Raw genomic sequence first — 22,521 nt, 5'->3', positions numbered from 1 at the left:
TGGGGGCTAGGGAATATGACCATCATGGAAAAATACGGAATAACTATGCGCAACTCAGGCTTACCAGGCTCTGATACCCAGAAACCTTCTACGTATTCTGCGGTAGCTATGACAGAGCAATTGGTCATCCAACATTTGAAACATTGCCGCGACCTTACGCGCGGCTTTGCATACCGGGTTTTCCCCAATTTTTGGCGGCAATGGTGCAAACAAATTCTGGAAATTGCCGAGCAGGCGAAATCCAATAAAGAGCAAGTTGCCCTTTATGAAATGCAAAACCTGATTGTTGCCGTCCAACAGGCTGCAGAGCAGGAGTTTTGCCAGCATCTCGCCAATGGTTTTGTGAAATTTAAAAATAAATCCCTCAATACCTTAACCGGCGAAGAGCGTTTTAGCGGCGATATCCTGTCGCTGGTTGAACATTCCGATCTCGAAGAAACTATCGCAATTACCTCCATCACCCATCGGGCAGACAATTTTTTTGCGGAATATCTGTGGGCATTCCAACAACGCCTGGCATTGTTGAACGATGGCGAGAAAGTAGATGAACGCAGCAATCCCGTCAGCCCTGTGCAATTTTGCGAATCATTGCGCAAGTTGCTGGGAAATCTGGAAGTGGACGTAAAAAGCAAAATTATCGCCTACAAATTATTTGACCAGGATGTGGTGGGGATGTTGGATGAGCTTTATAAAGAGCTCAACGATTATCTTATTCGCCAGAATTTATTGCCCAACCTGCGTTTTGTTCCCGCCAACAATGAAAAACCGGCTGCGCCTAAAGCAGAAGATGTTGTTCAGGATGATCCGTTTGAACGAGAGGCGGCCACTCCGGTGAGTGAGCAGCAAACGGAAGAGGAAGAGCAGCAGCACCAACGGCGCGCCAGCGATAAATTATTGAGCGGCGCACTCAACCCTAACGATATCCAATACCAAAACAGCTTACTAAACGCGATACGTCTGCTGCAGGCGCATGTCACGCAGCAGTTGCCTGCTGTCCATGCGGCGCAAGCATTACAGGCACAAAGCGGTGCTCCGGTTGCAACTCCACCTGTACCCGCGAGTTGGCAAGTGTACTCCCAGCCGCAACTCGTTGGGGTATTGGAACATATGCAAAACCAGGCGTTGAGTTATACCCGGCACGCGCTGGCCAATCACGACACTGGCCCGGTCGCTATTGAAATCCAAAGTGCGGCGGAAGTTGGCCGCAAGATGATGGAGACTATCGCCAGCGAAAATGAAAATGCTGCTGTAGAAGCGGGCGATATGCAAACCATCGATTTGGTGGGCATGTTGTTTGAATACATGTTATCGGATGACCATTTGCCGGATTCGGTGAAAGCGCTGCTAAGTTATTTGCATACACCGTTCCTGAAAATTGCTTTTATCGATAAAGGATTTTTTGAGCAGCCGGAACATCCTGCGCGCGTTTTACTTAACAGCCTTGCTGAAGCCGGCGTTCGTTGGGTGAGCAATGATGGCAGCGAGCAGTACGATATTTTTACCAAAATCAAAACCACCGTATTCCGACTGTTGCAGGAATTTAAAAATGATGTGCGCCTGTTTGCGGAGTTGTTAATTGAATTTAACGCTTACACGCACAACGTTGCCCGTCGCCAGGAATTAATGGAGCGCCGCGCGCTGGAAAAAGCCCAGGGCGAAGAAAAATTGCGTGAAGCAAAAATCCAGGTGAATACCGAAGTGCGCAGCCGCACGGATAATCGCGAAATGCCGTCAGCAATTTTATTGTTGTTATTGCAACCCTGGTCAGATTATTTATCGTTTGTATTGCTACGCTATGGCGATAAATCCGATAGCTGGAAACGCGCTTTACAAGTGATTGACGATTTACTCTGGTCGTTGGAACCCAAAACCCAACAGCCGGATAAAGTAAAGCAAATGGCAATTCAGGACGAACTGCTTGGTGCATTGGAGCGCGGTTTTGAAACCATTGGTTATGAGCAGGCAAAAGGGCGCAAATTATTGGATGCGGTGACGTCTTTACAGCGGATGGCTCTCTTGAGCCGTAAAGCCGAACCTGCGCCGGCGCCCATGCGTACCAAACTCGAAAGTCTCGCGGCTGAAAAAGCGGGGCATGTATCCGAACAATTACAACCGGTGTCACCTGAAGAAGAAAAAATTGTCGATAGCTTGAAAATGGTGGAATTTGGTACTTGGTTTGAATTTGAAGGCGGCAAGCGTTTAAAAGTGGCCTGGTACAACAAAAAAACCCAGCATTACATGTTGGTAGATCAACAGGGACGCAAAGTGTCCCTGGCCGCAGGTTTGCAACTGGCGCGCGATATGCTCGCGGGGCGCGCAAAAATTATTGCGGGCAGCACCAAACCTTTCTTCGAGCGCGCCCTGGAAAACATTTACCATACCCTGAACGAGCGTGCGGATACCCTTAAAACCGGGAGCGGATCATGACCCATAATTGTTCGCATGAACACGACAGGGAGTTAGAGCGCCATACAATTAATGGCGATGTGGATGTGTACGATAATCTGCGCGATTTATATGTTGGGCGCCTGGTAAATATCCATGCACAAGGGTTGATGGTGGTCGGCGATATTCCGCTGGAGGAAGATCGTATTTACACACTCGACTTGCATGTACCGGAACCCGTCAATGGGCAAATGGTTATTCAATTGGGCGTTGATTGCTTGTGGACTCGCGATGCTGATTTATCCGGTAAACACTGGACCGGATTTTCAATTATCGACGTATCGCCCCAATCGTCAGAGTCGATCAGGACGCTAGTCGATTTGTTAGGTGAAGCGTTTTAATTGCGCATTAAAATAAATCAGTAAATACAATACCGAGCGCAAATATTTCCATGTCGGTATTGTAATCAATCAAACTGTGACCATAGCCTTTAAAATATTTAAATTGCCCGCGTAAATTTGAACTGAGCGGGAAACTCCAGCCCAACTCCACTGCTCCTTTGTTGTCACTCTCCAGATTGTTGCGCCACATCGCGTTAAAAATATTTTCCTTGTGTTGATACGCCGTGTTCAATTCGAAATTGCCCATGTAATGTTCGATATCAGGGTTATCGTCACCGTGCGGATCGCCGGGAAAGCGTTGTTCTTTTTCGGGAATTCGATACCAGGGATTTAACGCAAAGGCAAAATTTCCGCGTTCAAAAACGGTATTAAACATAATGCGATTCCAGCTGCGTGAAAGCTGGCCGCCTAAACCGTTGGATTGGTGTGTTAACGAAAATTCATTGAGCCGGTTTTGAAAACCCAGAATTTCCCAATCGTTGGTAAAACTCAAAATAAATTCGGGTTGATGATCGGTTTCGCGAAACGGTGCGGAATCCGTATCGTTATACACTTGCCAGAGTGAGTGATTGGTATAACCCAGATAAAGGTGGCCGTTATCGCCAAACAAATCTTCATGAATCAGGATTTTAATGCTTAACTGAAATTCCGCTTCTGTTTTACTTAACGTGCTTAGCGATTCGGAATTGTTGTTGCGATAGGGCACTGTATTCGGGTGGCGGGTGTAACTTACCGGAAAAAAATAATTGCGTTTATGTGGTGTGAGCATAAAGCGGTTGGAGCGATTCAGGGCTTCCATTGTCATGCGTTTTTTAAGTAATGGTGTTTCACGCGCTTGCGCGACTTCAGGTGGGGCATCCTTGATTTTCGCCTGTTGTTCTTCACTTTTTTGCTGGTCATGAAGCATTTGGCACGCTTCTTTTAACTGGCGAATTGTCATGGTTTCGGCAGCGCTGACTACCGACGCTTGCAAGCAAGTATTCATTGCTTCTGCAGTTAAGGTGGGTTCGGATGTAAATTCTTTGGTAGCTTCAGGTGCTTGGGCGTGCGTGGTCGCGGCGAGGAAAACCAGACTGAATGGCCAGATATGACGCATGGAAATTATCCCTTGAGTGGCTTTTGGTTATTGTAGGGATTACCCCCGGCGAGGCAAGTGCAGCGTTACTCAATCAAAAAGACTCGCTGTTAAAAAGTGTAGTCACCATCAGTACGATTGCACCCAGACTTCAATATCCTGCTCGTGCCATTGAGTGAGGAGCTGCACGCCTTCGTCTACAACTTTCAAATAGACATCGATGATATCTGTCGCCAGGCTGAAAAGCCGGTTACTGTCGGCGTTCATCTGGTGTGAATTGACAACATCGGCTTCCACCATAGACAGCAGGAATTCCAATTTGATTTCGTAACTTTTTAATTGATTGAGCAAAGTGAGATCGGTATCAAGCAAGCCTTCCAGTCGCTTGGTTTGGTGGCGGAGCTTTTCATTGTTTACCCGTGTGCATTGGATGACGTAACGCAGCTTGCCAGCGAAATCTTTATCGCAATAACCCAGTGCTGCCGCGTAAGTGGCGAGTGCGCGAATCCGGCCGATTTGTTCGGCCACAGCAGGCATCAAGCGTGTGGCGAAATGCAGTACTTCCAGGTATTTGAAGCGGTTGGGGTAGAGGGCGTCATCAACATGAATGACTCTGGGCTCCACCGTATCAGGCATCGACTGCGATGTCGGTAATTCCAGTTGTTTACCCAGGGCTGCCACCATACTGAGCAATTGCTCAATTAGATGGCAGTGAAGTTCATAATTGTCGATAACTGAATCTTCCTGCCAATTGCGGCTGATGGTGAGCCAGGCATTGTTGAGATTGTCCTGGTCCCGCGGGCTGAGCAAGTTGATCGAGTGTGCGGAAAATGCCTGTAACAACTCCAGGCGGCGCTCTAACTGGACCTGCAAGCTATTCAAGTCTTCGCGAAATTGCTGGTTGCCTCCTAATGTGCCCATGGTCATACCGCGGTGGCGCTGCACCGCTTTAATCATATGGATAAGTTGTTTGGTAAGCGTTAGTGCATCCAGGCGTTGATGGTACAGGTCGCAGAAGTGTGCAAATTGCCCGGCATTATTGCTGCGAGATGGTGCAACAGGCTTAACGCCCTGAGAGTTAATGGTGCTTGCTGCCATTTTTGCTGTACTCCAGTTATCCGGAACCCTTATACCGTCAAGGCTTACACGTGGATGAAGGGCATGCTAATTCATCGTGATAGCTGTACAGCAACTGCTATGCCAGATTATCCGCATAAAAATATAGGCACAACGGCATCTCTCAATATATGATTAATGAGATTTAAAAGTCAGTCCATAACAATAAAGTGACTATGTGGAGCAGGTATGGCCTCCAGGCCCATCAAAAAAATTCTTATTGTTGGCGGTGGAACGGCAGGCTGGATGACGGCTGCTTATTTGGCGCGTTGGCTGGAAAATACTGATATCCAGATCACGCTTGTCGAATCCGAGCAGATAGGCACCATTGGTGTCGGTGAAGCGACCGTGCCCGGTATTCATCAATTCATCAAAGACCTGGATATTAAAGAACCCGAATTTATCAGGGCCACCAATGCCACCTTTAAATTGGGTATCGAGTTTGCGGATTGGGCAGGGCAGGGCACGCACTTTTTCCACCCTTTTGCCGGTTACGGTGTGCCTATCGAAGCCCGGCCTTTTCATAAAACCTGGTGGTCGGCAAGAAAGCTTGGTTTCCCGCGAGGGCTGGAGCAATTTTGCCTATGTACGCAGCTTGCGCGGTCCGGCAAGTTTGCCCAGCCCGACTTTGATCCAGAAAGCCGCCTGGCCTGGTACAACTACGCATACCATTTCGATGCATCCCTGTTTGCAAAATTCCTGCGTGGTTATGCCGAACAGCGCAAGGTTATCCGCATAGAAGGCAAGGTAAATCATATCCAGTTGGATGCCACCAGCGGTTTCATCCAATCCATATCCATGGAATCAGGATTGGTTATCGGGAGTGATTTATTCGTTGATTGCACCGGTATCCCCGCACTGCTAATCAATAAAACCCTGGGTGTTGGCTATGAAGATTGGAGCAAGTGGCTGCTTTGCGACAGCGCCCTTGCCGTACAAACAAAAAGTATTGCCGAGCCAGATCCATTTACCCGCTCATCTACCCGGACGGCGGGGTGGCAATGGCATATTCCATTGCAACACCGTGTGGGAAATGGCTACGTCTACGCCAGCCAATTTATTGCTCCCGAGCAAGCACATCAGGAGCTTCTGGCGAATTTGCGCGGAGAGCTCACCACAGAGCCGAAATTAATCCGTTTTACCACCGGAATGCGACGCGACTTTTGGTACAAGAATTGTGTTGCGATTGGATTATCAAGCGGTTTTCTCGAACCCCTGGAGTCAACCAGTATTTCACTCATCCAAACCGGCATCGCCAAAATGGCCGGGTTTCTGATTGATTTTGAAATTAATGACAAGCATGTGGCGAAAGCCAATCGCCTGAATCGCCTGGAATATGAGCGAATCCGCGACTTTATTATCCTGCATTACAAATTAAACGGCCGCTCCGATCCCTTCTGGCGGCATGTTCGCGAGATGGAAATCCCTGCGTCTCTGGCGGAAAAAATAGCCATGTTCAATGCGTCCGGCGATATAAAACTGCAGGAAAACGAGTCCTTTAAAGAAGATAGCTGGATCAGCATGTTTTATGGCTTTGGAATAGAACCGCGCAGTCTTGAGCCTTTAACTGATGCCGAAAAGGCCTGCATCATCATGGATAAAATGCAGGCAGCAATACAAAAGGGATGTGATTACGCGAATTCACATGCGGAGTTTCTTAAAACGATTAGTGCTTGAATCCCATTAAATGTGACGTCTAAGTCCTGCCATGTTTCTTTTGGTATCAATGGTCAGGAGATTTTTTTGTCATAGGTGGTTTGTATTGCACGTATAAAAACATTGGCTTAGTATTGGCTCAAATAGTCATATATACCATATTATAACTGTGACACGTTGAATGGCTTGCTCCTTATTACGCACAACCTTGAGATCAGCCTTGATCGGCAGCTTCGGCTTTTGCTTGTCAGGGATTGCTGTGCCCGTTTTTGCCTCAGGGGCAATATCTTTTGAGTCCAGCATCCGTTTTGACCGCCCCGCCAGTGATTGGGAAAGCGAAGGGCTTCCTATCGGCAATGGCGCATTGGGTGCGGTGATTAGTGGCGGCATCCAGCGAGAGATTATCCAGTTCAATGAAAAGTCACTCTGGACAGGCGGGCCGGGCGCGAAAGGTTACGATTTTGGATGGCCAGACAAACCACAAACTGCTGCCTTAAACGAAGTGCGCAAAACAATTGCAAAAGAAGGCTCAGTAACTCCGGAGTTTGCGGCGGAGCGATTGGGACGAAAAACTACTGCGTATGGCGATTATCAAACGTTCGGCGACCTGGTTTTAGACTTTTCCCAAAATGACAGCGATGTCATTGGTTATGGTCGTAAATTATCGCTCGATAATGCCCAGGTAAATGTGAGCTATATAAAGGATGGTGTTACCTATACTCGTGAATATCTGGCGAGTTATCCCGATGGGGTTATTGCAGTAAAATTTTCCGCGAATAAGCCTGGAAAAATTTCGTTTAATGCGAGCGTGAAAGTTCCGGATAATCGTACGCTTGCAACCCGTATTGAAAATGGCCGCATTATTGCCACGGGAAAATTGCACAGTAATGGTTTGCAATTTGAAACCCAAATCCAGTTTTTACCGCAAGGTGGAAAACTCGATGCCGTTAAAAATCAGAAAATTACTATTACCAACGCCGATAGCGTGGTAATTCTGCTCAACGCCAGCACAGATTACGCACAAAAATACCCGCACTATCGCGGTGTTCATCCCCATGCAAAATTGCAGCAGCAAATGGATGCAGCGAGTGTAAAAACATTTGCGCAATTGCAAACTACTCATCGGCAGGATTATCACGCGCTATTTAAGCGTGTAAGCCTCGATATTGGCCAATACCAATTACCCACAAAAGTGTCCGGACAACCCACGAGTGTTTTGCTCGCGAACTATAAAAAAGGCGATGCTGTTGCAGACCGGGCATTGGAAGCCACGTATTTTCAATTCGGACGTTATTTGTTAATCGCATCGTCGCGCGCCGGTTCCTTGCCTGCCAATTTGCAAGGTGTCTGGAACAACTCCACTACACCACCGTGGAATGACGACTACCACGTTAACATCAATCTGCAAATGAATTACTGGTTGGCAGAAACCACCAACTTGCCGGAATTGATGGCACCATATTTTGATTTTGTCGACAGCCTCGTCGAGCCGGGAAAAATTTCCGCCAAACGTGTTGCTGGTGTCAATAACGGCTGGACTGTATTTTTGAATACCAACATCTGGGGCTTTACCGGTGTCATCCAATGGCCCACCGCATTTTGGCAGCCGGAAGCGAGTGCCTGGCTTGCACAACATTATTACGAGCATTTTTTATTTTCGGGCGATAAAAATTTTTTGCGTCATCATGCATATCCATTGATGAAAAGCACCGCTGAATTTTGGCTGGAATTTTTAATAAAAGATCCGCGCGATGGCAAATGGATTGTATCGCCCGGTTTTTCTCCCGAACATGGGCCATTCACCAATGGCGCTGCCATGTCGCAACAAATCGTATTTGATTTATTACGCAATACCCGTGACGCAGCCCTGTTGCTGGACGATAAATCCTTTCAAAAAAAGCTGGATAAAAAACTGGGCAACTTTGATGACGGATTGCGCATTGGTTCGTGGGGACAATTGCAGGAATGGAAAGAAGATATTGATGATCCCGAAAATGAACATCGTCATATCTCCCATTTATTTGCGCTTCATCCCGGCCGACAAATCAACGTCAATCAATCGCCCGCATTATTGCGTGCGGTGCGCACCACACTTAATGCGCGTGGCGATGGGGGCACTGGTTGGTCGCAAGCCTGGAAAGTCAATATGTGGGCGCGTGCACTGGATGGCAATCGTGCCCACAAGGTCCTGGGTGAGCAATTACAGCGCAGCACGTTAAGCAATTTATGGGACAACCATCCACCGTTCCAAATTGATGGCAACTTTGGGGCGACTGCGGGTATTGCTGAAATGCTAGTGCAAAGTCACAACAACGAATTGCATTTATTGCCTGCATTGCCGGACGCATGGCCCTCCGGTTCAGTGACCGGTTTGCGCGCGCGCGGTGGTATTACATTGGATCTGCAATGGCATGAGCGCCAATTAACGGAAGCAAAAATTTATGTAAATGCTGACCCCGGCAATTCGAAAAGCACAACCGCAATACAGCTGAGAACTACACATCCTTTAATGAAATATTCATTGAAAGATGTACAAAGAGAAAAAAACCTTGCGTTAACTCTCAAGGAAAATACGGGAACTTTCATCGCACAAGGAGGAAGCACATATCTCTTAACCAACAGCGAGAGATAGCTTTACGGGGTAGTCAAAAATAATGCTAACTGGAGAAAATCATGACCACAAAAAATAAACAGTTTTTGAAAAAGAAATTACCAGCCTATATCAAAATGGCATCAAGTTTGTCACTGGTAGTAGGTGCAATGGGTATTGCAGTACCCGGTATTGCGCAAACAACTTCTGCTGAGAAAGTTGAAGAGATTGTTGTTAGTGGCCAGCGTGCGAGTATTCAATCGGCGCAGGATGTTAAAAAGAATTCAACCGTTGTTGTGGATTCAATCGTCGCAGAAGATATTGGTAAATTACCGGATCGCAGTGTAACCGAAGCATTGCAGCGTGTTCCCGGTGTGACCATTGGTCGCTATACCAATAACGATGCCGAACATCCGGCAGCAGAGGGTAGCGGTGTTGCTGTTCGTGGTTTAACGCAAGTACGCGCAGAATTAAATGGTCGCGATGTTTTCTCTGCGGCAAGTGGGCGTGGATTAAGTTTTGAAGATGTTCCTGCAGAATTGATGTATGCAGTGGATACTTATAAAAGTCCATCTGCCGATATGATTGAAGGTGGTTTGGGCGGTACTGTTAATCTTCGTACGCGTATGCCTTTTGATTCAGATGGCCAGTTGGCTAGCTTATCTATCAAAGGCAACTATGGTGACCAAATTAAAGAAACCAATGGCGAATATTCCGGTTTGTATAGTAATCGCTGGGAAACAGGTATTGGTGACTTTGGTATCCTTGTCAATGCATCGACTTCTGAATTATCAAGTCGCTCGGATCAAGTGTATACCCGCCCTTATCTGCCGCGCACCATCAATGGCGACGATGTTTGGGTATCAAAAGGTGTGGACTGGCGTCGTAACGATCACGATAGTAAGCGTGAAGGTGGCTACCTGGCATTGCAGTGGGCACCCAATGATTCCACCGAAGTTTATTTCACTGTTTTCCAAAGTGAACGTGAATCTGTTTATGATGAAAATGCGTTCTTCCTGGAAGGTGCAAATGGTGACCAGGCATTAGTGCCTACTGCTGATAATGATTGGCAGTACAGTGCAGATGGAGCATTGGAATCGGGAACCGTTACTGTCGCGAATCCCGCGCAGTGGGGACTGGATTTTGGTACGAGTACGCGTTGGGCGCAAAATATTTCAAAAACAACTGATTATTCCAGTGGTGTTAAATGGTCTCCGGATGATCATTGGAAATTTTCTGCTGACTTCCAATTCGTTAAAGCAGAAGCGACTGTTGATGATTACACTCTCGGTTTAAAAGTTATTCCTACTGAAGCTTACATGGCCGGTATGGGTACAAAAACGCCGACTATTGTGCTTGATCCAGCATACATGGCTGATTTTTCCAATTACAGCCTCGGCCAGGAAATGACTCATTTCGAACGCAATAATGCGGAAGCGAAAACAGCGCGCTTCGATGCTGAGTACAGTTTTGACGATTCTATTATTAAATCGGTTAAAGCCGGTTTCAGATACTCTGAAAAAACTGCTGACAATATTAATACCGATTACGATTGGAATACCCGCTACGCAACCTGGTTCGGCTTTGATAAAAATTCATTGCCGAAAGTTACTGCCAGCCAGGCTGAACAATTTTTAACGCCGTATTCATTTAATGATTTCCAGCGTGGTGATGTTACCGTGCCGGGCACTGGTTATTTGTATTCTGCTGAAGCCACCAGGAATTTCAGGGCAACAACGGATGCGGTAAACGCAAATTGCCCAAGTGAACCTACTTCATGGGCTTGTGATGGTTCTGTATATCCGGATTGGACACGTTTGGAAAATCCTGAATACCGTAATACGCAAGATGAAGAAACAGTCGCTGCGTATGTACAATTTAATTATGGATTTGATGACCTTGCTACACCCATCGACGGTAATGTTGGTGTGCGTGTTGTACAAACCGACATGGTTGCTGATGGTTTCCTGATTGTAGAACGATGGGAAAATCAGGGCGTTGAAATTGCACCGAGATCGTCCGAGGCATTTGTGGCAAAAAATAATCAGGACTTTGTATTGCCCAGCTTTAACTTGAGATTGCAGGCAACTGATGATTTATTTATTCGCTTCGCCGCCTCCAAAGCCATCTGGGCACCAAGCTTCTCTGAGACCCAGGGTAAGATAACAATTACTCACTCGGTAAGATCGGGAGTTACCGGAACACCCACGCTCAATGATTTCAACCACAATGTGAATGTTGATACGAACCCTTACCTCAATGTCATGAAAGCAAACCAGTTTGATTTGTCTGCCGAGTGGTATTTTGATGATAACGGTGGCATGGCTCACTTTGCATTATTCCGCAAAGAAGTTGATGACTTTTTTAGAAAAAATTCTCTGCCTTACACAATTGACTCAATTACTAACGGTGCTTACACCGGCTCGTTAAACTACTCTGGAACCGCTTCTTATCTGGAGAACATCGGCTCCGGTACGATCAATGGTGCGGAGATCGGAGTTAATAAATTCTTTGATAGTTTGCCTGCTCCATTTGACGGTTTAGGATTACAAGCGAACTATACTTACATTGATAGTAGTGCAGATATTCCTTTGCCAACTACTGCCGGTGTAGCGGGTGCTGCCCCTATTGATACCGATAAAACCCGCTACGGGCAATTGCCAATTGACCAGCTTTCTAAAAATGCATTCAACATTGTGGGAATGTATGAGAAGGGTGGTGTGTCTGCACGTTTGGCATATTCATGGCGTAGCAAGTACCTGATTGCCTGGGGACGCAATGGTTTTGATCCTGATTTTACTGATTGGTCAGGTAAGGCTTCGATTCCTGTGTATAACGATGACTACGGTCAGTTAGATGCATCAATCAGTTACACCTTCCTGGAGAACTACACAATCACTGCTGAAGCATCAAATCTGCTGAAAGAGAAAACAGTCGGTATCATTGATCAAAACGCAGCGGGCGATCATGTTGCCTATTCCTATGCACAAGATGCGCGTTTTGCACTTGGTCTGCGTGCCAGGTTTTAATTGACGTATAAAAAACCTTGCTCCGAAAGGGGCAAGGTTTTTCTTTTTTAAATGTAAAAAAAATGGATAAAAAATATTTTGTAAACAAGGGTAAAACCAACATTAATGACGAATTGTGCAAAGCAATACCTTATGGTTTATATGATAATAATGGCGCTTTAAAATTGCCCGGTCAGCGTGGCTTAGGCAGAAATTCACCTATAAAAATATAAGAAATACCAACACAGGTTTATGTATGGCAAACACATCGCGTTTTAAATCATGCTTCTGCTGGCTCAGCCTATTATCGGGCTTAAGCGTGTTGTCTATTTTGGCTCAAGCGGCAGAGCTTCCCCAACTCGTTACAAAAAATGGCAAGCATGCATTGTTAGTGGACGGCGCACCCTTTGTGATGTTGGGTTCACAAACCAATAACTCTTCCAATTATCCCAAAGCATTGCAATATGTTTGGCCTTCGGTAAAAAAAATGGGTGCCAATACTCTGAGCATTCCTGTTGCCTGGGAACAAATTGAACCGGAAGAAGGAAAATTCGATTTCTCTTATCTGGATGTATTGCTGAAAGAAGCGCGCGAGCATCAGGTAAAAGTCGTGTTGCTGTGGTTTGCTACCTGGAAAAATAATGCACCCCATTACGCGCCTGCTTGGGTGAAACTGGACAACAAACGCTTTCCTCGAGTAGTAAAACAGGATGGCGATACGCTGAACTCTTTAACGCCGTTAGGTGAACAAACACTCGCCGCCGATACCAAGGCATTTGTGGAGCTAATGAAATATTTGGCTAAACGCGATAAAGAACACACAGTGATTATGGTTCAGGTGCAAAATGAAGTAGGGACCTACGGTAGTGCGCGCGACTTTTCTGCAAAAGCACAGGCTGTTTTCAATGCTCCGGTACCTGACGATTTAATTAATAAATTGCAACTTAAACCGGGAACCTGGCCGCAAGTGTTCGGTAAAGATGCAGATGAATTCTTTCACGCCTATTACATTGCTCGTTTTTGCGATCAGGTTGCCGTAGCGGGTAAAGCCATTAAAAATTTGCCAATGTATGTCAATGTCGCATTGCGTAATCCGTTCAATCCCGGCTTGCCCGGACAATACTCAAGCGGTGGTGGAACCGATAACGTATTACACATCTGGAAAGCTGCTGCGCCCAATATTGATTTGATTGCACCGGATATTTATTTTCGCGATTACAAAACGGCAACGAAAGTATTAGAGCTTTATGCGCGCCCTGACAATGCATTATTTGTTGCAGAGATCGGTAGTGCACAACCTTTCGCACGTTATTTTTTCCCGACCCTCGGACACGGTGGCATCGGTTTTTCACCATTCGGTATGGATGACACGCCCTACACGAATTATCCGCTGGGTGCGCAAGATTATAATGATGAAACCATCGAAAATTTTGCACAGGCATATCGCATGGTATCTCCCATGATGCGTGAATGGGCCAAGCTAAGTTATGAGAGCAATGTATGGGGTGTGGCTGAACCATTGGATACTACTGCAGAACCACAAAAAATCTGGAATGCAGAAACCACTCCCGAAGAAAAAGAAAAACACATTAAAGATCGCGCGGCTGCACTCACCCAACATCTGGATTTGGGGCGTTGGGATGCCGAAGTTACCTATGGCCGCCCAATGTTCTGGATCGAACCACCAAAAGGTAATACTCCATCGTCAGGCGGAGCATTGATCGCACAATTAAGTGAAGACGAATATCTTGTCACGGCGTACAAGGCGCGAGTGGAATTAAAACCCTCCAAAGAAATTGCAGATAAAAAATACATGATCGTGCGCGTGGAAGAAGGTCACTATGAAAAGGGTAAATGGATAATGCATCGCGTGTGGAATGGTGATCAAACCGATTGGGGCCTCAACTTCCCGAATCGCCCGATTTTATTGCGCATAAAAATGGCGACTTACGAAACTAATTAATCCTTCTGCCCCTTGGCTATGTACTCTATTTCAGAAGCGATGCTGGCTTCTTTTAGCACAAGGGGCGGGGAGGAATGTGTCGATATTAAAATTAAAACGCAGAACGAGGACTCAAACATGCTATCTGCACTAAGAGGGCTTTCAAAAAAAGCCTTGATCACGCATTGCGTCATCGGGATGGCTTCGGTCGCCCTGTTGCAAGCGTGCTCAAAACAATCCGGTAACGAAACTACATCCAGCTCCAATGCTGCAACAGAGCAAACCAAAGCGCTGGCGCAAGTGGAGAGAACCACTGATGGTGTAGTGTTAACACTCACCGAAGGTGCGGTTAAAAAAGTACGCTTGCAAGTTATCAGTGAAAAAATTATTCGCGTAACGGCGTTGCCGGGAACCGATTTCGGTGTAATTCCCGAATCGATTCAAGTCGTTGCCAAGCCTGCCACCAATGTGCAATTTACCTCAGAACAAGCGGGCAACAAATTGGTGTTAAAGACAGCACAAGTGACCGCTGAAGTGTCACTGGTTGATGGCACGGTGAGTTTCCGCGATGCAAAAGGCAATGTGTTGTTGCAGGAAGAAAACCGTGGCACTTTTAGTGCGGTGACGGCAGATCCAATCAAACCCGATGCGGACTCTTTTGCGATTCGCCAGGAATTTAACCGTAATAGCGATGAGGGATTCTTCGGTTTGGGCCAGCATCAAAATGGCCAGGTTAACTACGCGGGCGAAAATGTTGAACTCACAACATATAATCTCGTCATTTCCATTCCCTATGTTGTGTCCAGCCGCAATTACGGCGTGCTGTGGGATAACAATTCAGTAACGCGTTTTGGCGACCCACGGGAAACCCAGCCATTAAATGCATCATTAAAATTATTTGATGTCGATGATAAAGAGGGTGGTTTGACCGCACGTTATTACGACGGCGACAAATTATTATTAACTCGCGTTGAAGCAGATTTGAATTATCAATTCTTCAGCAACAACAGTGTGCGCGAAGTGCCATTTCCCGATGAAGTCAAAGATGCGAAAAACCTGCGCATTGAATGGGAAGGTTCAATCCTGAGTGATGAAACCGGCACGCACCATTTCAAAATGTACAACTCCGGTTATGCAAAATTATATGTGGATAACCAGCTTGCACTAGATCGTTGGCGTTTGAATTGGAACCCCTGGTACCACACCTATAAAACTGATATGAAAGCCGGTGAGAAAAAATCCATCAAACTGGATTGGACTGTTAGCGGCGGCTTCTTTCGTCTGACGCACCTTGATCCGCTGCCGGTGGAAGAACAAAAACAATTATCGTTGGCGTCCGATACAGGCAAAGCAATTGACTATTACTTTGTCGCCGGTAATAACAAAGATGAAGTAGTTGCCGGTTATCGCGAATTGACTGGCAAAGCAGTGATGTTGCCAAAATGGGCGTATGGTTTCTGGCAAAGTCGTGAGCGTTATAAATCACAAGATGAAATCATAAACACCTTTAAATATTATCGCGATAAAAAAATTCCAATCGACAACATTGTCCTGGATTGGTCCTACTGGCCGGAAAATGCCTGGGGTAGCCACGATTTCGATAAGAAATTCTTTCCCGATCCAAAAGCCATGAACGATAAAATTCATGCGATGAACGGAAATATTATGATTTCTGTTTGGCCAAAATTTTATCCGACCACTGATAACTACAAAGAATTGAATGCGAAAGGTTATATGTTCAACAAAAATCTGGAAGAGAATAATCTCGACTGGATTGGTAAAGGATATTTGAATGCGTTTTACGATCCATATCCGAAAGAATCCCGGGAAATTTTCTGGAAACAAATTAATGAAAAACTCAACAGCAAAGGTTTTGATGCATGGTGGCTGGATGCGGCGGAACCGGATATCCATTCCAATTTGACGTTCACCAAGCGCAAAGAATTAATGAGCCGCGAAGGTGGGATTGGTTCAGGTGCGGAATATTTCAATTCTTACGCAATTCCCAATGCAACTGCTGTGTATGAGGGCGAGCGTAAAACTGATCCGGAAAAACGTTCATTTATTTTAACGCGTTCCGGTTTCGGTGGCATTCAGCGTACCGGTGCAGCGATTTGGAGTGGTGACACTTCATCCGATTGGGACAACCTGCGCGAACAAGTTGCCGCCGGTGTGAGCACGGGTATTGCCGGTATGCCCAATTGGAGTTTTGACATTGGTGGTTTTACGCCGGAAGATAAATATCGCTGGGGCAGCAAGAATGGTGGCCCTGCGTTAAATATCCACGATTTAAAACCGGAACTCGTTGCTGATTGGCAGGAATTGAACGTACGCTGGTTCCAATTTGGCGCCTTCGTTCCGCTGTTCCGTTCTCACGGTCAATTTCCGTATCGCGAAATTTTCAGCCTCGCCGATGAAGGAACCGAGGTGTATAACACACTCGAAAGTTACATCAAATTGCGTTATCGCTTGATGCCTTACATCTACACATTAGCGGGTGACACTTTCCACAAAGACGGCACCATCATGCGTCCGTTGGTAATGGATTTTCCGAACGATAAAGCGGGTTGGAATATCAATACGCAATATATGTTTGGCCCTGCGTTTTTGGTAAACCCGGTGTATGAAAACAAAGCGCGCTCACGCGATGTGTATTTGCCAGCGGGTGCTGACTGGTACAACTTCTACACTGGTGAAAAATTGACAGGCGGACAAACTGTTAAAGCAGATGCACCTTTCTCGCAAATGCCATTGTTTGTAAAAGCCGGTTCCATCGTTCCAACCGGTCCGTTGATTCAACACACGGATGAAGGCTTGAATGCACCAATTACACTGAATATTTACGCCGGTGCTAACGGTACCTTCGATATTTACGAAGACGATGGTCGCTCGGTGAAATATGAACAAGGTGAATGGTCACGTATTCCTGTTGCGTACGATGATGCAACTGGCATTGTGACTATTGGTGATCGTATCGGCAAATTCACCGGCATGGCGGAAAAACGCAAAATCAGTGTGCGCGTAATTTCCGGTCCATCGAAAGATGCGGCGAATTTTGATGCGAAACCTGCCCAGGCGATTGATTATGACGGTAAAGCAGTTGAAGTGAAATTGGCGAGATAATTTCATAATAACTGCTAAAAGAAAAAACCATCTGTTGTGAAACGGGTGGTTTTTTTTGCGGTTAATTAGGTGAGTGTTTTGGTTTTGGTGATTGGTGATGTATGGTCATGTTGGGGTTCGTTCCTCACCGCCAACCTACGAAGCACCTTGTAGGTTGCTGCTGGCCGGGTAGGTTGCGAACCCCAAATATAGAGACGTGTATCCAAAACTCAACGGATTATTTTTCTGTATAGCGTTTAAAATTATCCAGAATCGCTTGCCAGCCTTGCTGTTGCTGCTCAATAGAATGCGTTTCTTCACTTTCAAATTCCACAGTCACCTTGGTTCCATCTGTAACCTTTGCGAAGTGGACTTGTGCAGTGCGATCACCAAATGCATATGCGATTAATTCGTTTTCAATGATCCTGGTGTAAGTGCCAGCAAAATCAAAACCGAAGCTGCCATCTTTTGCTTCCATGCGTGAGGAAAAGTTACCGCCAACGCGTAAGTCAACTGTTGATGAGGTAGTGTGCCAATCATCAGAGGCTGCATTCCATTTTACGATGTGTTCCGGGGTGTTATAGATATGCCACACTTTTTCGATAGGCGCTGATACAGTTGTTTCTACAACAATTTTCATAAGTGAACTCTTTTCCTGTTGTTGATGTGTTTTGACGGCAGAGGTGTGCCATCTATTATTGTTGACTAAAAACAACTTCACGTAGATGCGGATTGTCTTCAGTAACCTCCAGCTTTTTAATCTGATCCAAAACGATTAGCTGCGAACTTCCTTTGCTTTCAATTTTTATACACTCATCGCGATTGTCATTTTGTTGTGTATCCAACGCAATACCTTGAATAATTTCGCCGGATTTCAAGGTGAGTTTGAGTGGATAGCGATAGGTACATACAATTTCGATATAGTCGTGTTGGTCGCAGCTAATCATGTTAATTACCTCATAGGTTACTGTTTCTCTAGGTTAGTGTTTATCTACATTGATGCCGAGTAATGCGAGTACTTCTTTGCCGGGAAAACCATCGGCGATCATGCCTTGTTGATGCTGGAATTCACCGATAGCGCGACGGGTTCCCGGGCCAAGGATGCCGTCGGGCGTCCCGGTGTTGAAACCTTTTTGATTCAGTTGTTCTTGCAATGTAATAACCTGGTCGCGATGTAAGCGCGGTGCATCTTCCGGTGGTGATTGCACTAATTTTCCGGCACCGGCAATTTGATCGGCGAGTTGGCCGACGGCGATGGCGTAAAATTCTGAACGGTTCCAGCGCATGATTACGTTGAAATTATCGTACGCCAAAAATGCCGGGCCTTGATGGCCGGAAGGCACTAATAGCGATGCATTGATATTGGCTTGTGGCAGTGGAGAATTATCCGCGCGTTTTACACCGAGTTTCACCCATTCTGAAATGGGTTTATTATTTTTTAAACCGGCCTCAAGAAATGGAAAGCTGTTCGGTAGTTTAACTTCACGACCCCAACGTTCTTCCGGCTGCCAACCCAGGCTTTGTAAAAATTTTGCGGCCGATGCCAACGCATCCGGTGTGCTGTTCCATAAATCGCGTTTGTGGTCGCCATCAAAATCGACAGCATTTTGCAAAAAGGAGGTCGGCATAAATTGTACATGGCCCATGGCGCCGGCCCAGGAACCAATCATTTTGTCCGGTGCGATATCACCGGCATCCAGAATACGTAATGCGTTAATTAATTCGATGGTGAAAAAATTACTGCGGCGCGCATCGCATGCAAGTGTTGCGAGTGAATCGACCACCGGAATATTGCCAAAGAAGCTGCCATAATTGGTTTCCAATCCCCAGAACGCAAGTAAGTAAGGTGCCGGAACGCCGTATTGTTGTTCGATACGTTTTAGTAAGTCGGCATGTTTGTTTAATAAGGCACGGCCCTGGTTCACACGTTGGTCGGTTACGCGGCGATTAAAATAATCAGCAAAGCTGGTAGTAAATTCCGGTTGCTTGCGATCCAGTTCGATAACTTTGGTGTTTAATTTTGCGTTACGCAAACTGCGATTAATGGTGGTACTGGAAATTCCTGCCGATTTTGCCTTTGCAGAAAAATTATCAATACACGTTGAAAATTCTGCTTCGCTAATAATATGGGATAAGGGTTTTATCGTTGCCGCTGAGCTGGATGTTTCAGTGCGGGACTCGGATTTTATTACTGTTGCAGATTCACTGTGGAGGCTTGCAGAGTCCGGTGCTTGGGCGCAGGAAATTAAACTCATACAACATACGAAAGGCAAAAGATTCCGTAGGGATTTCATAACAACTCCGGATAAAAGGGCAACCTGGCCCCGTTATTAACAATGTTTTCTAGGTCTTCGCGCATGATACCGCTAAATGGCAGATACGGGGCTAATGGAATTATGAGGGTGGAATCCGGGAAAAGGTCCCGCAGTACACTTCATTCCTTGCGGGCGACATCGTTATGTAATCTTATGGTTAAAATAACCAAAAGGATGGGTTGCTGGCGATTTTTTGAGATCGAGCTATAACAAATAGACATGTGCAAAAAAGTGTTTAGGCGTCAAGGTGAGTGTAATTTAGTCTGTGGCACATTTTTCTACATGCTAAACTCAATAGCGATGGACATGAAAGCACGGCAGCTTGCATATATCGGCGCACGCAACCTACTGCAGGTCATCTATGAAACTTACCCACGTATTGGCTTTAGTGGCCAGTAGCTTTTTTACCTTTTCCGCCAACGCGCAAACTGTAATCAAAATCAACGAAGCCACCGATGGCAATGGTCGTTATGCTATGGCGATGGTGAACCTCGCCCTGAGTAAAGTCAGTCATAAATATAAATTGCAGATTGATAGCAGCGTGGTTACCCAGGCGCGCAATATTGATGATGTGGCGACGGGCAGGGCAGATTTATTGTGGGCAGCCACCAATCAGGAAATGGAAGACAAACTGCTGCCTATTCGTATTTGTTTGTACAAGGGTTTACTAGGGCACCGCATTTTTATTATCAACCCCGCATCGCAACCCAGGTTTGAACAGGTAAAAACATTTGACGATTTAAAGAAATTTACGTTTGGGCAGGGGACAACCTGGGCCGACAGCGGAATTCTGGAAAGCAATGGTTTGACTGTGGTGAAAGCCAATAAGTACCAGAGTTTATTTTATATGGTGGATGGTGGGCGCTTTGATGCATTTCCGCGTGGAGTACAGGAACCCTGGCAAGAATTGGAAACCAATGCCAAGCTGCCGTTAACAGTAGAAAAACACATAATGTTGGTATATCGCATGCCATTTTATTTATTTACCGGCAAACAAAATAAGCAATTGGCTGCTGACCTTGAGTTGGGATTAAACCGTGCGATTGCCGATGGCAGTTTCGATAATATTTTTTACAAAGACCCGATGGTGCAAGCGGTATTAGAGAAAGCGAATCTGGAGGGCCGCCTGGTATTTAATTTAAAAAACCCGACCTTGCCCAAGGAAACTCCGTTGGATCGTCCGGAGCTTTGGCTTGATATTAAAAATTTGCGCCAACCCACTGCTGCGGCAGAGGTAGAGCCCCTGCCACAGCAATAACAAAACCGCCGTGGATTGCTTCAACGCGTGGACCGGCTTCCGCAAGAATAGTGGTGAATATCCTGCAGGACAGTCGATTATTTTTTACCAGCGCCTTCCAGCAGGGCATTTAGCGCTTGTTGGTCGAACACGGTATTGTCTTTGCGATTAAAAATTCCCGAGCCAAAATTATCCAGTCCACCGGCGTCCCAATAAAATGGATTGAGGCCATTGGCCAAGGCTTGTTGCGTAACGTATTTGAGGTAGTAAGCGCGCGATGCCAAATGCAACGCGAGTGAATCACCGGTGAGGTTAGTGCGTCGCATTGCCGCGTATTCCCCAAGGATGACCGGAATTCCATTATCGACAAATTGTTTTTTCATCATCCCAAATAATTGGTCAACCGTTGCTTCTTCGCCCCAGGTCGGGTTGCGATCAGTATCAGTGGTGGAATGGAAGCCGGTACCCCAGTAATAAAATTGTTTACCCCAGCTTTCATCTTTTTGCATCAGCGCAAAATTGTACGGCGTGTAGAAATGCACTTCAGCCATTAATTTATTGGCGATGGTATCAGTAGGCATCCTGGTCCAAAGTGTGTTGGTGCGTTCAATGTCTGTACCAGGGCCTTGTACGATCAATACACGGTGTGCATTTTTACCGCCAGTAGCGCGCACTGCCTCCACAAAGGTTTGATGATATTGATTGAGCAGTGCCATTTGTTCCGCCGTTTCAACATTGGGTTCGTTGGCGCTGGCGAATAATAAATGTTCGTCAAAATCGCGCAGGTGCGTGGCGATTTGTTGCCAGAACGCTTTTTGTTTGGCGATGTTTGTACTTTGTTTTGCCGGGGTGACATTGTTCTCTAACCATCCGCCATCCCAATGGATATTCAGCACCACATAAAGATTATTTTGCATGCAATAGGTGATGACTTGCTTAACGCGATCCAGCCAAAGCGAATCTATTTTGGCGGTTTGTTGGTTCGCATATTGGTCCCAGGCGGCGGGGATACGCACTGCATCGAAACCATTGGCCTTAATGGTTTGGATCAATTCATTCGTCACCAGCGGATTCCCCCAACTGGTTTCACCGCCGATGGCTTCCAGGGTGTTGCCAATATTCCACCCCAGTTTTATATGGCTGGCAATTTGTGTGGCAGTGCTGGTCATACCGGTATTATCGGCAGGTAACGGATTGATGTTGTAATCCGGATAAAGGCTGGCGTTACTTGCAGAACTGGATGAAGGAACAATAGATGAAGAAACAATGGATGAAGAAACAATGGATGAAGAGACAACGGATGAAGAGACAACGGATGAAGGCTGCGAGCTCGACGATAGCGCTACACTGCTAACTCCTGCATTACTACTGACAGGTGCACTGCCAACTGTGGAGGTATTGGTTGCCGGTTTGGAATTGCCACCACCGCCGCCGCAGCCTGATAAAAATAAAATAGAAAGTGATAGCGATAAAACAGGAATTATTTTCATGTGAAATCCCGCACTGTTTTTATAGTTTGAAAATAGCTGCACCCGGGGTAGAGGCAGGTGCAGCTCACTCCTGACGAGGAGTAAAGGTCACGCGGGGTAGAGAATAGGGATTTGTGGCCTTGGGCGGTAATGCTTTTCCGAAAATTGCTATCAGGATGCGAAAAGTTGAATTAATTGTTGGGAAATTGTTAGTTTTTTAAAGCA

15 protein-coding genes are annotated in these 22,521 nt (G+C 46.1%); 9 read left to right on the top strand and 6 right to left on the bottom strand.

Features of this window, described 5'->3' with window-relative positions; all coding sequences use genetic code 11:
• Positions 1-45 precede the first annotated feature (45 nt).
• A complete protein-coding gene (locus tag A596_RS11335; protein ID WP_235425700.1) occupies positions 46-2,427 on the top strand; it encodes a DUF1631 family protein in 2,382 nt (793 codons plus the stop codon).
• Positions 2,424-2,786: a PilZ domain-containing protein gene (locus A596_RS11330; RefSeq protein WP_039914815.1), complete on the top strand. Its 363-nt coding sequence runs from the start codon at positions 2,424-2,426 to the stop codon at positions 2,784-2,786. The genes A596_RS11335 and A596_RS11330 overlap by 4 nt, the downstream gene beginning before the upstream one ends.
• Positions 2,787-2,793: 7 nt before the next feature.
• Here A596_RS11330 and A596_RS11325 read toward each other — a convergent pair whose 3' ends face one another.
• Positions 2,794-3,882, bottom strand: a complete 1,089-nt coding sequence (locus A596_RS11325; RefSeq protein WP_039914814.1) for a phospholipase A — start codon at positions 3,880-3,882, stop codon at positions 2,794-2,796.
• A 108-nt stretch (positions 3,883-3,990) separates the two neighbouring features.
• Positions 3,991-4,959, bottom strand: coding sequence for a hypothetical protein (locus A596_RS11320; protein WP_039914812.1), 969 nt, complete (start codon positions 4,957-4,959; stop codon positions 3,991-3,993).
• A 207-nt stretch (positions 4,960-5,166) separates the two neighbouring features.
• On the opposite strand from A596_RS11320, the gene A596_RS11315 reads away from it, so the two are divergent.
• The 6 genes from A596_RS11315 (at position 5,167) to A596_RS11295 (ending at position 17,296) form a co-directional block, all read left to right on the top strand.
• Positions 5,167-6,654, top strand: a complete 1,488-nt coding sequence (locus tag A596_RS11315; RefSeq protein WP_039914811.1) for a tryptophan halogenase family protein — start codon at positions 5,167-5,169, stop codon at positions 6,652-6,654.
• A gap of 238 nt (positions 6,655-6,892) precedes the next feature.
• Positions 6,893-9,265: a glycoside hydrolase family 95 protein gene (locus A596_RS11310; RefSeq protein WP_235425699.1), complete on the top strand. Its 2,373-nt coding sequence runs from the start codon at positions 6,893-6,895 to the stop codon at positions 9,263-9,265.
• A 41-nt stretch (positions 9,266-9,306) separates the two neighbouring features.
• Positions 9,307-12,252: a TonB-dependent receptor gene (locus A596_RS11305; RefSeq protein ID WP_052417442.1), complete on the top strand. Its 2,946-nt coding sequence runs from the start codon at positions 9,307-9,309 to the stop codon at positions 12,250-12,252.
• A gap of 62 nt (positions 12,253-12,314) precedes the next feature.
• Positions 12,315-12,464: a hypothetical protein gene (locus A596_RS23140; RefSeq protein ID WP_160280129.1), complete on the top strand. Its 150-nt coding sequence runs from the start codon at positions 12,315-12,317 to the stop codon at positions 12,462-12,464.
• Between the two features lie 86 nt (positions 12,465-12,550).
• Positions 12,551-14,194: a DUF5597 domain-containing protein gene (locus A596_RS11300; protein WP_235425697.1), complete on the top strand. Its 1,644-nt coding sequence runs from the start codon at positions 12,551-12,553 to the stop codon at positions 14,192-14,194.
• A gap of 117 nt (positions 14,195-14,311) precedes the next feature.
• Positions 14,312-17,296: a TIM-barrel domain-containing protein gene (locus A596_RS11295; protein WP_152600165.1), complete on the top strand. Its 2,985-nt coding sequence runs from the start codon at positions 14,312-14,314 to the stop codon at positions 17,294-17,296.
• A 217-nt stretch (positions 17,297-17,513) separates the two neighbouring features.
• Here A596_RS11295 and A596_RS11290 read toward each other — a convergent pair whose 3' ends face one another.
• Genes A596_RS11290 through A596_RS11280 form a run of 3 tightly spaced genes read right to left on the bottom strand, consistent with a single transcriptional unit; the run spans position 17,514 to position 19,569 of the window.
• Complete coding sequence (locus A596_RS11290) at positions 17,514-17,915, bottom strand: SRPBCC family protein (protein ID WP_039914809.1); 402 nt, start codon at positions 17,913-17,915, stop codon at positions 17,514-17,516.
• Positions 17,916-17,970: 55 nt separating this feature from the next.
• Positions 17,971-18,222, bottom strand: coding sequence for a Rho-binding antiterminator (locus A596_RS11285; protein WP_039914808.1), 252 nt, complete (start codon positions 18,220-18,222; stop codon positions 17,971-17,973).
• Between the two features lie 33 nt (positions 18,223-18,255).
• On the bottom strand, positions 18,256-19,569 hold the full coding sequence (locus A596_RS11280) for a lytic murein transglycosylase (protein ID WP_039914807.1): 1,314 nt from the start codon (positions 19,567-19,569) through the stop codon (positions 18,256-18,258).
• A 382-nt stretch (positions 19,570-19,951) separates the two neighbouring features.
• On the opposite strand from A596_RS11280, the gene A596_RS11275 reads away from it, so the two are divergent.
• Positions 19,952-20,848, top strand: a complete 897-nt coding sequence (locus A596_RS11275) for an ABC transporter substrate-binding protein (RefSeq protein ID WP_039914806.1) — start codon at positions 19,952-19,954, stop codon at positions 20,846-20,848.
• Positions 20,849-20,925: 77 nt separating this feature from the next.
• Here the strand turns inward: A596_RS11275 and A596_RS11270 are convergent, their stop codons facing one another.
• Positions 20,926-22,317 carry a glycoside hydrolase family 5 protein gene (locus A596_RS11270; RefSeq protein ID WP_152600164.1) on the bottom strand — a complete coding sequence of 464 codons (1,392 nt, stop codon included), beginning with the start codon at positions 22,315-22,317 and terminating at the stop codon, positions 20,926-20,928.
• Positions 22,318-22,521: the final 204 nt, after the last annotated feature.

Origin of the sequence: Cellvibrio mixtus subsp. mixtus J3-8, from assembly GCF_000766945.1 — a bacterium.
Taxonomy (GTDB): Bacteria; Pseudomonadota; Gammaproteobacteria; order Pseudomonadales; family Cellvibrionaceae; genus Cellvibrio; species Cellvibrio mixtus_A.
The sequence above is the reverse complement of the archived record's forward strand: the minus strand, read 5'-3'. Positions and strand labels throughout refer to the sequence as shown.

Coding starts and splice junctions, on each gene's coding strand:
- A596_RS11275 (WP_039914806.1), top strand. CDS start 19,952: ATGAAACTTACCCACGTATTGGCTTTAGTGGCCAGTAGCTTTTTTACC.
- A596_RS11285 (WP_039914808.1), bottom strand. CDS start 18,222: ATGATTAGCTGCGACCAACACGACTATATCGAAATTGTATGTACCTAT.
- A596_RS11290 (WP_039914809.1), bottom strand. CDS start 17,915: ATGAAAATTGTTGTAGAAACAACTGTATCAGCGCCTATCGAAAAAGTG.
- A596_RS11325 (WP_039914814.1), bottom strand. CDS start 3,882: ATGCGTCATATCTGGCCATTCAGTCTGGTTTTCCTCGCCGCGACCACG.
- A596_RS11295 (WP_152600165.1), top strand. CDS start 14,312: ATGCTATCTGCACTAAGAGGGCTTTCAAAAAAAGCCTTGATCACGCAT.
- A596_RS11305 (WP_052417442.1), top strand. CDS start 9,307: ATGACCACAAAAAATAAACAGTTTTTGAAAAAGAAATTACCAGCCTAT.
- A596_RS11330 (WP_039914815.1), top strand. CDS start 2,424: ATGACCCATAATTGTTCGCATGAACACGACAGGGAGTTAGAGCGCCAT.
- A596_RS11335 (WP_235425700.1), top strand. CDS start 46: ATGCGCAACTCAGGCTTACCAGGCTCTGATACCCAGAAACCTTCTACG.
- A596_RS11315 (WP_039914811.1), top strand. CDS start 5,167: ATGGCCTCCAGGCCCATCAAAAAAATTCTTATTGTTGGCGGTGGAACG.
- A596_RS11270 (WP_152600164.1), bottom strand. CDS start 22,317: ATGAAAATAATTCCTGTTTTATCGCTATCACTTTCTATTTTATTTTTA.
- A596_RS11320 (WP_039914812.1), bottom strand. CDS start 4,959: ATGGCAGCAAGCACCATTAACTCTCAGGGCGTTAAGCCTGTTGCACCA.
- A596_RS23140 (WP_160280129.1), top strand. CDS start 12,315: ATGGATAAAAAATATTTTGTAAACAAGGGTAAAACCAACATTAATGAC.
- A596_RS11280 (WP_039914807.1), bottom strand. CDS start 19,569: ATGAAATCCCTACGGAATCTTTTGCCTTTCGTATGTTGTATGAGTTTA.